The organism is Micromonospora solifontis (genome assembly GCF_003725545.1).
Lineage (GTDB): Bacteria > Actinomycetota > Actinomycetes > Mycobacteriales > Micromonosporaceae > Micromonospora > Micromonospora solifontis.
On sequence record NZ_RJLN01000118.1, the window covers coordinates 1 to 12,346 of the forward strand.

Annotated in this window: 11 protein-coding genes and 1 pseudogene; 7 read left to right on the forward strand and 5 right to left on the reverse strand. The window is 69.9% G+C overall.

Annotated features, from left to right (window positions below):
- Positions 1 to 231: 231 nt before the first annotated feature.
- A complete protein-coding gene (locus EFE23_RS25400) occupies positions 232 to 1,155 on the reverse strand; it encodes a M48 family metalloprotease (RefSeq protein ID WP_123243435.1) in 924 nt (307 codons plus the stop codon).
- An 8-nt stretch (positions 1,156 to 1,163) separates the two neighbouring features.
- Positions 1,164 to 1,562 carry a BlaI/MecI/CopY family transcriptional regulator gene (locus tag EFE23_RS25405; protein ID WP_123243436.1) on the reverse strand — a complete coding sequence of 133 codons (399 nt, stop codon included), beginning with the start codon at positions 1,560 to 1,562 and terminating at the stop codon, positions 1,164 to 1,166.
- Positions 1,563 to 1,972: 410 nt separating this feature from the next.
- On the opposite strand from EFE23_RS25405, the gene EFE23_RS25410 reads away from it, so the two are divergent.
- Complete coding sequence (locus EFE23_RS25410) at positions 1,973 to 2,626, forward strand: phosphatase PAP2 family protein (RefSeq protein WP_158675921.1); 654 nt, start codon at positions 1,973 to 1,975, stop codon at positions 2,624 to 2,626.
- 238 nt (positions 2,627 to 2,864) lie between these two features.
- On the opposite strand, the gene EFE23_RS25415 is transcribed toward EFE23_RS25410, so the two are convergent.
- The 3 genes from EFE23_RS25415 to EFE23_RS25425 form a co-directional block, all read right to left on the reverse strand.
- Complete coding sequence (locus tag EFE23_RS25415) at positions 2,865 to 4,115, reverse strand: MFS transporter (protein ID WP_123243438.1); 1,251 nt, start codon at positions 4,113 to 4,115, stop codon at positions 2,865 to 2,867.
- A 47-nt stretch (positions 4,116 to 4,162) separates the two neighbouring features.
- Positions 4,163 to 4,480, reverse strand: a complete 318-nt coding sequence (locus EFE23_RS25420) for a hypothetical protein (protein ID WP_123243439.1) — start codon at positions 4,478 to 4,480, stop codon at positions 4,163 to 4,165.
- Positions 4,481 to 4,811: 331 nt separating this feature from the next.
- Positions 4,812 to 8,105, reverse strand: coding sequence for a DEAD/DEAH box helicase (locus EFE23_RS25425; protein ID WP_148058528.1), 3,294 nt, complete (start codon positions 8,103 to 8,105; stop codon positions 4,812 to 4,814).
- A gap of 340 nt (positions 8,106 to 8,445) precedes the next feature.
- On the opposite strand from EFE23_RS25425, the gene EFE23_RS25430 reads away from it, so the two are divergent.
- The 6 genes and pseudogenes from EFE23_RS25430 to EFE23_RS29175 all read left to right on the forward strand — a co-directional run.
- On the forward strand, positions 8,446 to 8,760 hold the full coding sequence (locus tag EFE23_RS25430) for a hypothetical protein (RefSeq protein ID WP_233601140.1): 315 nt from the start codon (positions 8,446 to 8,448) through the stop codon (positions 8,758 to 8,760).
- A 2-nt stretch (positions 8,761 to 8,762) separates the two neighbouring features.
- The gene (locus EFE23_RS25435; RefSeq protein ID WP_123243441.1) at positions 8,763 to 9,383 is read left to right on the forward strand and encodes a nucleotidyl transferase AbiEii/AbiGii toxin family protein; all 621 of its coding nucleotides are present in this window, start codon (positions 8,763 to 8,765) and stop codon (positions 9,381 to 9,383) included.
- A 232-nt stretch (positions 9,384 to 9,615) separates the two neighbouring features.
- Complete coding sequence (locus tag EFE23_RS25440) at positions 9,616 to 10,701, forward strand: DUF6880 family protein (RefSeq protein ID WP_369410330.1); 1,086 nt, start codon at positions 9,616 to 9,618, stop codon at positions 10,699 to 10,701.
- An 11-nt stretch (positions 10,702 to 10,712) separates the two neighbouring features.
- Positions 10,713 to 11,606 carry a hypothetical protein gene (locus EFE23_RS29170; RefSeq protein WP_233601141.1) on the forward strand — a complete coding sequence of 298 codons (894 nt, stop codon included), beginning with the start codon at positions 10,713 to 10,715 and terminating at the stop codon, positions 11,604 to 11,606.
- A gap of 61 nt (positions 11,607 to 11,667) precedes the next feature.
- A complete protein-coding gene (locus EFE23_RS25450; protein ID WP_373684041.1) occupies positions 11,668 to 11,820 on the forward strand; it encodes an ATP-binding protein in 153 nt (50 codons plus the stop codon).
- Positions 11,821 to 12,158: 338 nt separating this feature from the next.
- A pseudogene (locus EFE23_RS29175) lies at positions 12,159 to 12,346 on the forward strand (group II intron reverse transcriptase/maturase); the annotation flags it as partial.

Here is a 12,346-nt window from a genome sequence, read left to right on the forward strand (position 1 = left end):
ACCGACCGGCTCTTCGTCACCCTGGTCGAGACCGGCCTCGTCGCCGCCGGCGTCCTGTTCCTCCTCGGCTTCTGACAGAGAAGATCGTCATAACTTCCTCCCGCCGCTGCGCGCCCCGCTGGGCGTCGTTTCACAACCTGGCCCTGTTCGGCGACATCCTCACCGATCTCCCCTTCGTCGAAGCCAGTTTCGGCGGGGCTGGCACCAGGTTCGGGCCCAGCAGCGGGGTCGCTAACGGGCGTGACCGGCGGCGGCCACCGCGGGTGCCTCGGCGTGTTCGAACAGCTGCTCGCCGCGGTGCTGGACCATGACGGTCGCCGCTGACATCACCACCAGCAGTGCCGTCAGGGCAGCGATGCTGGCTGGACGTGCCGGTGGGGGTGGGGCGAGCAGTGCGCGGACCCGGTCGGGTACGTCGCCGCCGGTGGCGGCGAGGGCGAACCGGTCGGCGAGGTCGCGGTTGCGGGTCAGCAGGGCGACGCGGGCCAGGGTCCGGGCGGCCAGGCGGCGGTCGCCGACGGCGGTGGCGGCATCCTCGTCGGCCCACCGCTCCGCGCAGCGGGCGGCGGCGCGGGCGGTTGGGCGTAGCAGCGGGTTGGCGGCCGCGGCCAGGTCGGCCACCAGCAGCCACCAGGCGTGCCGGTGCCGCAGGTGGGACGTTTCGTGGGCGAGCACGACCTGCCGTTCGCCGGCGGCGAGGGCGTTCAGCAGGCCGGTGGTGATCACGATCCGCCCGGCCGGCTGCGGAGTGGTGAACGCGTCCGGCCGGTGGTCGTCGACGACGACGAGGGCGCCCGCGCCGGTGACGTGGCGGCAGGCGCGGTAGGCGGTGATCAGCGCGACGCAGCGGCGCGACGCCACGGTCAGCCACCAGCCGGCCACTGGCACCAGCAGGACGGTGCTGGCGGCTGCCAGCCGGGCGGGAATCGGGCTGGTCGAGCGCAGGGCGACCGCCGACCAGCCGCCGAACGCGGCCACCGGCGGCAGCTGGCCGATCCAGGTGAACGCCATGACGCCGGTGACGAACACGCTGCAGCCGGCGACGAGGACGCTGGCCGCCACGAGCAGCCGGGTGCCGGCCGCAGGTGGCAGGCGGCGACCCAGACCCGGGCCGACGGCAGCGACGAGCAGCGACACGGCGATGGCGATGGCCATGGCGGCCCTCACCGGGTGCCGCCCTCGTCGATGCGGCCGATCAGCTCGATCAGGGTGCGTTCGTCGTCGTCGCTGAGCACGCCGAGGAACCGGCTGAGGACCGTGGCCCGGTCGTCGCCGGTTTCCAGCAGGCGGTGCATCTGCCGGGCGGTCACCTCGGCCTGGTCGGCCACGGCGGTGTAAGCGAAGGCGCGGCCGGCCCGTCGGCGTGCCACCAGCCCCTGATCACAGAGGCGGGCCAGGACCGTCATCACCGTGGTGTAGGCGAGGTCGGGATCGATGGCGTCACGTACGGCGCCCGGCGTCATCGGGGTGTCGGAAGCGAGCAGGGCGTGCAGAACCTCCTGCTTGAGGTCGCCGCGTGCCCGGCGGTCGATGCCCGAACTGCTGCCGTCCGTACCCGCCATGAGCTTCCCCTTCGAGTAACTACTACGTTAGAGGGTAGTACCACTCCAGGTGGGTGACGGCTGGGGCGCGCGTGCGGGTCGGGGGCTTCCTTCGGCTGGGCACGGCACCCCCGAACGTGGCGCCGTGTCCGCGACCCAGATGTGGAGGCGGGGCCAGACTCGCCGTTCTCCCATTGGCGGGAGCGACCACCGTATTGCAGCAGGCGCGCCGCGTCGGATATTGCCTCTGCCGGTGACAGCCCGGTGAGCCTGGGATCGCGGCACAGGACACATCGTGGCATCGGCCCTCGCGCCATCCTCCACCCGAGTAATCTACTACGAATGAACGTAGTACCATTCTGGCTGCTACGTCCTGGCGTAGTAGAAGGGCGGCCTGCCGCCGACCGGTCACCTACCTGAAGGACGACACCGTGGACTGGGACCGCAACCTTTTCGGGAACATCAACCATCTCGCAGGCTCGACCACCTGGGCGCACAGTTTCATGGCGGCCTATGCCCTGTGGGGCGGTCTGGTGGCACTGACGCTGGTGTGGGCGTACTGCTGGCTCTCGGCACGGCACCGCGGGGACCTGCGGTGCGTGGCCGGGGTGATCCTCACCGGCACGGCGAGCGTGATCGCGCTGATACTCAATCAGATCATCGGACCGCTGGTCGACCGGCCCCGTCCGTTCGTGGCGTTGCCCCACGTCCTGCTGCTCCTGCCGCACTCCGCCGACAGCTCATTCCCGTCCGACCACGCGATGATCGCCGGCGCGTTCGTCGGCGGGCTGCTGGTGGTACACCGTCGCTGGGGAACCGTCGCTGCCGTGCTAGCGGTGTTGTTGGCGTTCGCCCGGGTCTACGTCGGCGTCCACTATCCGACCGACGTCCTCGGCGGCCTGCTCATCGGCGCCACAGTCGGCATCCTGCTGACGCTGCCCATGTTGCGGGTTGCGCTCGCGCAACTCCTGGTCACCATCGCCCGCACCCCGCTGCGGCCCCTGCTCCAGGCCACCTCCGCCGGACCGGCGGAGAGGAACTCGACGTTGGGTCATGACGGCCCCGACGTCCCCGCCGGCCGGTAGGCGGCCCCACTCGGGGTAGCCGCCCCAGTACCACGAAGCCGCGAGGAACACGAGTCCGCCCCGAACACCCAGCGAGCCAGGTATTCACCGCCAGCAATCACCCGGGCCCGGTGCCCGACCGGGCACCGGGCCAACGCCGTCGGAGGAACGACCCGTGGCCGATCGGACGCCTACGCCCGGCACGATCAAAGTCGACGGGAGCGTCTGGTCCCCCGTTTCGCGCAGCGGTCTGATGCCCCTACGGACTGTCGTGGGTTGAACGGCGTCCGGCGGTGACCAGACCGATGAGGGCGATCAGCATCCAGGCGGCCAGGTAGCCGAACGCGAAGGTCGGTGAGGCGGCGGTCCATAGGATGCCGGCGACCGAGCTTGCAGCAAGGTTGCCGCCGGCCTGGACAGTGGCGAGTAGCCCGAACGCCGACCCGCGAAGCTGTGCCGGGGCGAGCGCAGCGACCGCGGCGTGTTCGGCCGTCTCCACGCAGCCGATCGCGATGCCGGCGGCGGCGAACGGCAGCGCGAGCAGCGCCAGGTTCGCGGTGTCGATGGTGAACCCGAGGTACGCGGCCAGGAACAGCGCAACGCCGGTAGCGAGGACCCAGATCGCGCCTCGGGCGCCGAGCCGGTCGGCGGCGCGCCCGGCAGGCAGCGATGCGCCGGTCGCGGCGAGGTCGTAGAGGATGTAGAGGACCAGCGCGAGGCTGGTCGCGGCGGTCACACCGTGTGCGGGGGTGAGTAGCTCGGTGGCGCGCAGGATCAGCAGGGTGGCGGCGACGTTGCCGACCTCGAAGGCGGTAACCGCGGCCATCAGCCGGCCGAGTTCGCCACGCAGCAGCGGCCGGACCCGGAACCGCAGCGGCACCCTCGCCCGCGCGGCCGGGCGGGCGGTATGCCGGATGGCGTAGACGATCGCGCCGGCAGCGAGCAATCCGGGAATGACGGACAAGCCGATGGCCCAGCGCACACCGACGGCGGCGACCAAACCCAACGCGAGCATCGGCCCGAACACCGCGCCGAGGTTGTCCATCATCCTCTCGAAACCGTAGGCGCGGCCGTAGGCCGAGGGGTGCACGACGTCGGCGAGCAGTGCGTTGCGTGCCGGCACCCGCAGTCCTCGGGCGGCCCATGCTCCTGCTCGCAGCACCGCGACCTGCCCCACGCTGGTCGCGGCACCGGTGAGGCCGGCCAGCATCGCCGTGGTGGTGTAGCCGCCGACCGCGATGCGCCGCCGCCGGTCCGGGTCGTCAGCGAGCGCCCCTCCGGCGAAACGGGCACTACCCGCCAGCGCGTCAGAGACGCCCTCGATCACGCCGAGCGCGGCAGCGGGGGCGCCAAGCGTGGAGGTGAGCAGGCTCGGCAGCAACGCGGTCGGTACCTCGTGACCCACGTCGGCGAGCAGGCTGGCTGCCCCGATGCCGCCCACGCCCCGGGTCAGCCAGCGCCGGTCGGGCGTACCGGTACCGGCATCCGCGGCGTTCACGCTGCTCGTCATGGTCAACAGCCTTCCGCAATCCCCACTGATCCGGTAGACAGCCTCGGTCAGGTGATGTCGTCGTCACCGGTGCGATCGGGGTCCCGGATGAGAAGAAGGCCGCGGGTGACGTCAATGTGGAGGCGATGACCGGGCGGCCAGCGCAGCGCCCGCAGCAGCGCTCGGGCGGCCACCCGGCCGTCGGCGTCCGGGCGGGCCACGTCGAAGACGAGGTCGTCGACCGGTTCCCGCGCAGGTGGGACGGCTGCGGGCAGCGCCGGCATCGGAGCCGGTGGCGGTGCCGAGCGAGGAAGCGGGGTGGGGATGACCGCGCCGATGAGTTGCTCGTCGAGGCGTCGGCGGGGCGGTTGCCGGGCGGCCGTCATGGTAACCGCCGCAGCCGTTCGCGCGGCCTCAGCGCGTCGCGCTGAGAGTCGCGATCGTCGATCTGTGCACGGATGCTACGGGGTGTCCTCATCGGGAGCCCACGCGGTGGTCCCGTGATCCCACACGAAGACTGGTGTCCGAGGGGAGACGTGCACAAATTCGCGGCACCCATACGCAGCAGCAGCATGGGTGCTCATGCCTTAATTCCATAGCAGTCAACGGGCGCTGTGGAGAAGCAGCCGCTGGCCGGGGTGGTCATCATCACTGCTCGCTGCGGCCCTCACCCCGCTTGGCCCGCCGGGAGCGGCGTGAGGGCTGCCACGAGGTGCACTACTCGAGCAGGTCTCGAATGTCGGCGGCGGTCAGCTGCGCGGAGGCGAAATCCCCGCCGTCGAGGACACTTCCGAACAGTTCGGCCTTGCGGGCCTTGAGCGCCATCACTTTCTCCTCGATCGTGTCCTTGGCTACCAGCCGGTACACCATCACGTTGCGGGTCTGCCCGATGCGGTGCACGCGGTCCACGGCCTGCGCCTCTGTGGCAGGGTTCCACCAGGGGTCGAGCAGGATGCAGTAGTCGGCCTCGGTCAGGTTCAGCCCGAAACCACCGGCCTTGAGGCTGATCAGGAACACCGGTGCCGTACCGTTCTTGAACTTGGCGAGCACCGTTGCCCGGTCACGGGTGGCCCCGTCGAGGTAGCAGCAGCGGATGCCCGCTGCCTCCAACCGCTCCCGGGCGGCGTCCAGGAAGCGGGTGAACTGGCTGAACACCAGAGTCCGGTGGCCTTCGGCGACGAGATCGTTGACCTGATCGGCCAGCACGTCCAGTTTCGTTGACGGCACAGCACGGTGTTTCGGGTCGACCAGAGCGACGTCGAGGCTGGCCTGGCGCAGCAGGGTCAGTGACCGGAAGATCTCGAACCGGTGCTGCTGCAGGTCGCCGAGCAGACCGAGCACCTTCTGCCGCTCCCGCTGCAGGTAGGTCTGGTACACCTTGCGATGTTTCGGGTTGAGATCCAGCTCGATGACCTGTTCCTGCTTGTCCGGCAGGTCGGCGGCCACGTCGGCTTTGCGGCGGCGCAGCATCAGCGGCCGGATCCGCCGTCGTAGCTGGGCGAGCCGTTCCGCGTCGTGGGCCTTCTCGATCGGATTGCGGTAGTGATCAGCGAACCGGTCCGCGCGGGGGAACAGGCCAGGCGCGGTGATGGACAACAGCGACCACAGTTCGAGGAGGTTGTTCTCCATCGGCGTGCCGGTGATGGCGAGCTTGAACGGTGCCGGGAGTTTCTTCGCGCAGCGGTAACCCTGCGAGTGGGGGTTCTTGACGAACTGGGCCTCGTCGAGGATCAGCCCGGCCCAGTCGATGGCCTCGTAGTCATCGAACTCAAGTCGGAACAGGGTGTAGGAGGTGACCACCAGATCCGCACCGTGGACCGCGTCAACGAGGGTCGCGTTGCGACGCGCGCGGGTCTGGGTGATGGTGGCGACCACGAGGTCCGGTGCGAACCCGCTCGCTTCGCTCGCCCAGTTGTGCACGACGCTGGCAGGGGCGACCACCACGAACGGCGCCCGTGGACCGTCGGTCTCCCGGACGTGACAAATCAGGGCCAATGCCTGCAGGGTCTTGCCCAGGCCCATGTCGTCGGCGAGGACCCCGCCGAGTCGGTGTTCATGCAGGGCGGCCAGCCACCGGAACCCGTCCTGCTGGTACGGCCGTAGCGTGACCTTCAGCCCCGATGGGATCCGATGCTCGACGCGGTTGCCCGCGCCGGACAGTGAGCGCACCGCCTCCTGCCAGGCGGCGGCCTGGCCGGTAACCTCGCCGAGCTCGGCCAACTCCTGCCACAGCCCGGCCTGGAAGCGCCCGACCCGCAGCACCCCGGGCGGCGGGTCGTCCAGCGCGCGGGACTCGGCGATCAGGTCGCGCAGCTGGCGGAACTCGGCACGGTCGAGGCTGAAGTACGTGCCGCTGGGCAGGATGAGGTACTGCTGATCTGCCGCGAGCGCGACGAAGAGCTCGTCGAACGGCACCTGCTCACCGCCGACCGTCACCTGTACCGACAGGTCGTACCAGTCCGGCTGCCCGCTGGTGTCTGCGCTGACGAACGTGATGACCGGGGCGTGCAGCGTCTCCTGGTAGGCGGGGCCCGCGTCGTCGAGCTGCGTGACGATATCAACGCCGTCGATGTCGGTCAGCCGGGGCAGGATGTCGTTCAGGAACCGGATCATCCTGTCGCCGGCCACGTCGGCGATGGCCGCCAGCTGAGGCCCCGCAGGCGTTGACTCCAGCAGGCCCAGCGCCGGGTCGGCGACCATTTCGGTCACCCGCCGCACCACCTTCTCCCGGTCGGCGGCGTGGGCGACGGGTGCGGGCGCCCACAGCGGCTCCCGATGAAGGCGGTCACCGACCGGCAGCACCCACTCCCATCTCAGCGAGAGCCGATGCCCGGCCATGCGGCTCACCGTCAACGTCAACGCAGCCGCCCCGAGATCGGGCAACCGCACCGACGGATCCACCGCGACCACTTCCGCCTGCCGTAACAGACTCGGATAGTACTGCTCGAAGAACCGTGCCTCGTCGTCGGCGGGAACCTGGATCGCCGGCTTTGTCAGCATGGCGATGAAGCCCGGCTCCAGCGGCCGCGCCAGCGGCGCGAGCCGCAGCACCCTGTCCCTTGGCCGCGGGGCATCCTGGCCCCGCACGCCCCACCAGGCGACGCCGTGGACCGGCTGGCCCACCAGCAGGGACGAATTCGGGGCGACCAGCATGCCGTCGGCCAGCAAGGTTGGTACGAGTAGCAGGCCGTCAATGGTCCGGTCGACCCGTATTGACACCCGTGCCGGTTCCCGGCACACGACGACCCGCCCGGCGGTCTTTCCGGCCTGCACCATCGGCAACCCGGTCTCCTGAGCCTCGCTGAGCAGGTCCCAGATCCGCCGGCTCGCGAACGCGTCCAGGTAGACCGTCTGCTGGTAGCCGCTGTAGTAGTGCCGGTCCTCGGCCGCCGTGGACAGCGCCAGGATCTCCTTGAGGAGCTGCCAGTGCCGCTCCACCCGCCTGGGCTGCCCATACCAGGCGTAACTGAGATTCGACCAGGAGATCCCCGACCGCACCCACCCGCTGCGACCTGGCACCACAGGGCGCAGGGCGATCCGCCACGACGATTCCGCACCGGCCTGCCCGGCAGCCGCGACGAGATCGAACTGCAGCCCGACGCCGGCCCGGTCCGACTCCAAAGCGGCGGAAGGCTCGGGCGCCGTACCGACCAGAGGGGACAGCGCGGTCTCCCACGCCGGCGGTGGCGCCACGGCCCGCGGGCAGGGCACACCTCGGGCCGACAGGACGGCGAGGATCAACGCGGCCGGATGGGCGCAGCCCGGATCTTCACCGCAGCGACACGATCCCCGCACCGCCGTGATGTCGCCACTCGGATCGGTAGACGCGATGGCGGTCACCGTGCCGGACGGGTCGCCACGGAGCCGGGCACGAGCGTGCCCGGCCTGCGGATCCCAGTGCACGTCGACCAGCTCGCCGCGATTGAGGTGGGCCCGTGCCTGGACGAACAACCGTGTACCCACCGCCACGCGCACGGACTCCTCGTCCTCGGTCAGCAGCAGCCGCGCCAAGGTCACCTCCACGACATCCGGCCCGGGCAGCCGCGAGCGTATCCTCCCGCAAGGTGGGCAGTGCCCAGCGCCACCCGGTCCGTCCGCCCCGTCGGCTCGGGCACAAGCGGACTGCGGCCCGGCATGGTCGATCGGAGGCCGCCGACGTCCGGGCGCGAGAACTTCGAACCCCGCGGGCGGCGGCACCCTGACCCGCGTTTAGTGCGGATCGGCACGCGTGTGTTCGTCCTTTCCAGCGATGATCATCAGGCCGCGGGCTGATCCTGGGAGATCAGAGGCCGGCAGGTCGATGTCGTGCCAGCCGGCGACGCCGCTCAGACGTACGATCTGGTCACGGTATGTGGACCAGCGGCACTTTGTGGTCGCCGCCACCCTGTCCGACCTGCGCGGTCCGGTTCGCGGTGTGGTGACGCTCGATCGGTGGCTGGACTGGTCCGGCGACAGCACCTATGACCTGGACGACGCCGGTGATCTGCAGCTGATGTACCAGACGATGCTGAACCAGGCTAATTCGGTCGACGACTTGCGCCGGTGGTTGCACGGCCCGACTTTGCGCCGTTTGTGGCCCAGCTTGTGGCTCCCGGCCCGGCTGCGGGCGTTGTGGCAGGCTCGCTTTCCCGAGCTGAGCATGCCGCCGCAGACGCTGGCCGGGTAGCAGTGGATCAAGTTCACCTCCGCTTGGCCGAGATGGGATTGCGGGTCGCTGCCCGCTACGGGTTCGCGTTGGCCGGTGGCTACGCCGTACAGGCCCACGGCATCCTGGACCGGCCGAGCGAGGACGTCGACCTGTTCACGGCGTGGGAGCGGCGTGGGGAGTTCACCGCAGCAGTGGCCGCGGTGGTCGACGGCTACCGCGCCGGTGGGTATTCCGTCGAGGTGACGCAGCAGTTCGACACCTTCGCCCGGCTCGCGGTCACCGATCCCGCTCAACCTGAGCACCCGTACAAGGTCGAACTGGCGGCCAACTGGCGCGCGTTGCCGCCGGTGATGATGGACGTCGGGCCGGTGCTGCACGCCGACGACGTCGTCGCGGGCAAGATGTCCGCCCTGTACACGCGCGCCGAGCCCCGCGACTTCCTGGACATCGATGCGGCCCTCATGACAGACCGCTACACCCGGACACGGCTGTGCGAGCTGGCCGAAAAATCCGACGCGGGATTCGACCGGCCCATCCTGGCGGACCTGTTCGGCATGCTGGAGCGCTACCCGGACCGACGTTTCGCCGCCTACGGCGCCCGCCCCGCCCACATCAGCGAAATGCGCAAAAGCTTCGCGTAATGGCGCGAAGAACTCACCGCCGACCTGCCCTAGGTCCTCGCGGGCGTTCTGGTGTGATGTACCCGGTGAGCGCAGGGAACGAGAATGAGCTGACTGTGCTGGTGGACCGGTTGCGGCGGGATCGCCGTCGTGACCCGTACGCGGCCGGCAGGCCTACTCGCAGGCGGCGCGTGGGGTCGCGGACCGCTGCGCCCGGCTGATCGAGGCGGGTGACGCGGCGGTCGCGGTGCCGATGCTGCGCAAGGCAGTCGATCGGATGACGACCGCCTTGATGTACATGGACAGCTCCTCCGGAGTCCTCGGCAACGACCTCGCCTATCTGATGGAGCTCTACGCCCGGGCCTGCCGGGCCGCACCGCCACGACCCGCTGGCCTGGCCGCGTGGCTGGTCCGGCTCGTCTGCGACGGCCCTGGCTGGCCAGACGTGATCCTGCGCGAGTGGGTGCCGGCTCTCGGGGCGAAAGGCCTGGCCGAGGTGACGCGCTTGGTCGAGCAGCGTGCCGCGGTTGCGGATCCGGACAACTGGCACCAGCAGTGGGCGGTACGGCACCTACGCGAGCAGCTCGCCGAGGTCTCCGGCGACGTGGACCGGTACGTGGCCGTGCTGGCCGAGCACCTGGTAAGCGCCGACCAGTACGAGCGCGTCGTACGGGTGCTGGCCGAGGCGGGACGACCCGCCGACGCAATCGACTGGGCCCGACGCGGACTCGCCGAACACCCCAGCGGCCACCAATCCGCGCGCCTGCGTGACCTGCTGGTGGGGTTGCTGATCGAGACCGGCGAACCGCGCGCCGCGGCGGCCGAGCGTCGGGCTGCGTTCGACAAGCAGCCGACCATCGACAACCTCCGGCCACTGCTGGCGACGGTGGCCGAGACCGACCGCGACGGAACCCACACCGAGTGGGCGCTGACCGTGGTACGCGACCGCGTCGCCCAGCAGCCCGGCTACCTGTCCCATCTGATCGACGCGCTGCACCATACCGGCCGTGACGATGAGGCCTGGCACACTGGGCTCGCACGCCTGGACGAGTTGCCCACCCGGCAACGCGTCGAACTCCTGCACCGTCGGCAACAGGGCCATCCGGCCGACGTGCGCGAGCCCTACCGGGCACTCGTCAACGCCCACCTGTTGGACTCACATGACAAGCGCCGCTACGACACCGCCATCACGCTGCTCCGCCATCTGCGTGACGCGTACGCGGCCACCGGCGAAACCGACCAGTTCGCCAGGTATCTGGATGAGTTGCGTGGACAGCACCAGCGCCGGCCGTCGTTCCTGGCCAAGCTCGACGTCGCCCGCCTCCACCCTGGCCGGTAGGATGCCCGCCCGTGGCAGTCCGCATCGACATCGACGCGTTCCGGAAATCCGTCCCCACCACGGTGGCCGAGGCCGCGGCACGGCTGCTGAGTAACGGCAGCGTCGGCGAACTCGAACCGGCTGACGGCGGCGTCCAAGCCGTCGTCCACAGCCACGACGGCGTCTTCCAACCCTGGATCGGCATCGTCGACGGCCTCTTCACCACCGACTGCGACTGCGGAACCGTCGGCGACGACTTCTGCACCCACGCCGTCGCCACCGCACTCACCGCATTCGACGCTGGCACCGCCTTCTCAGGCGCCGCGACCCCACCCGGCGCCGCCCCGGCTGTGCCCGAACACGCCCACTATCTCGAAGCCGTGCGGCGGCTCTCCCCTCGGCAACTGGCAAACCTCGTCGCGGAACACGCCCTACGGGACCGCCTCTTCGCCACCCAGCTACTCGGCGAAGCCGGCCTCCTCAACACCACCGATGACACTGGCCTGCACGACGCCCGCGCCGCCATCCGCGACGCCTCCAATGCCACCACCGGCAGCAGGTGGCAGATCTCCGACGTCGAAGCCGCCGCCCATCAGTTGGCCGCCGAAATTGAGATTCTCTGCGCCCGGCCCGCCACCACCGCCATGCTCGACCTCGTCGAAGAAGCCATCCTCGTCTGGGACGACCTCTCCGGACACCTCCGCGACGCCTATCACATCACCCGCACCGAACCCGAGGAGATCACCGAACCGCTTGTCGACGCTCACCATGACCTGTGCGAACGCCTCGACCTCGACGCGGAGGAGATCGGCCATCGATTGACGCGGCTCATCGAGCTCTGCCACCACGACACCATCGACATCGACACCTATACCGACCTCCTCGGCGAACACGCCAGGACGATCACCAACCCCAGCCACTGGTAGCGGTGCCCGCTCTCGCTCCCGGCGCGCCACAGCTGCAGCCCGAGGCAACTGTCGCATCGGAATGCCGGACACCGTCACCGGCGCTGACCAGCACGACGAGGTCCTGGCCACCGCCATCCTCGACCGGCTCCTACACCACTGCGACGTCGTCCCCATCAACGGCCCCAGCTACCGACTCAAGAACCGCCTCACCGCCATCGAGAACGTCGCCTGATGCCCACCCCGGCCATCCCGCACGACCCCGCGACCACCAACAACACACCCATCACGACGACCTGCTGCAGCTCCTGCTTCAGATCTGCGAGGACTTCCTCGCCAACACCGGGCCGGCGACCCACCACGAGGTCGACATCCATCTCCGCGCCCGCGGCATCACCGGCGGACCCGGATGGCTCATCGACATGCTCGGCCTCACCCGCCTACGCCTGCAAAACACAACTCACCGTGACGAACAAGGCACCCACCACGACAGCTGACCTCTGCAAGATCAGCCGTACTCACCTCTGCACTCCAACGAGTACCCCGACAGTCGCCCACTACGCGTGGACGCGCGTGATCGCCTGGCTGCGCCGTAAGCACCGCCGGATCACCTGGAAGGATCTCCGCCGCCGCTACTGCGGCGGCGGGTGGTGGCCATCCGGCGAGGAACTGTCCCTATTCGACCTCGGTAGCCTCAGCACCACCCGATACCGCTACCGCGGCGACAAAGGGATCCCCTCTCCCTGGCCTATCACGGAATA

Bases quoted from the DNA above. Each gene is read 5' to 3' on its own strand.
- EFE23_RS25400 (WP_123243435.1), bottom strand. From the start codon at position 1,155: ATGGCCATCGCCATCGCCGTGTCGCTGCTCGTCGCTGCCGTCGGCCCG.
- EFE23_RS25405 (WP_123243436.1), bottom strand. From the start codon at position 1,562: ATGGCGGGTACGGACGGCAGCAGTTCGGGCATCGACCGCCGGGCACGC.
- EFE23_RS25415 (WP_123243438.1), bottom strand. From the start codon at position 4,115: ATGACGAGCAGCGTGAACGCCGCGGATGCCGGTACCGGTACGCCCGAC.
- EFE23_RS25420 (WP_123243439.1), bottom strand. From the start codon at position 4,480: ATGACGGCCGCCCGGCAACCGCCCCGCCGACGCCTCGACGAGCAACTC.
- EFE23_RS25440 (WP_369410330.1), top strand. From the start codon at position 9,616: ATGCTGCGCAAGGCAGTCGATCGGATGACGACCGCCTTGATGTACATG.
- EFE23_RS25450 (WP_373684041.1), top strand. From the start codon at position 11,668: ATGCCGGACACCGTCACCGGCGCTGACCAGCACGACGAGGTCCTGGCC.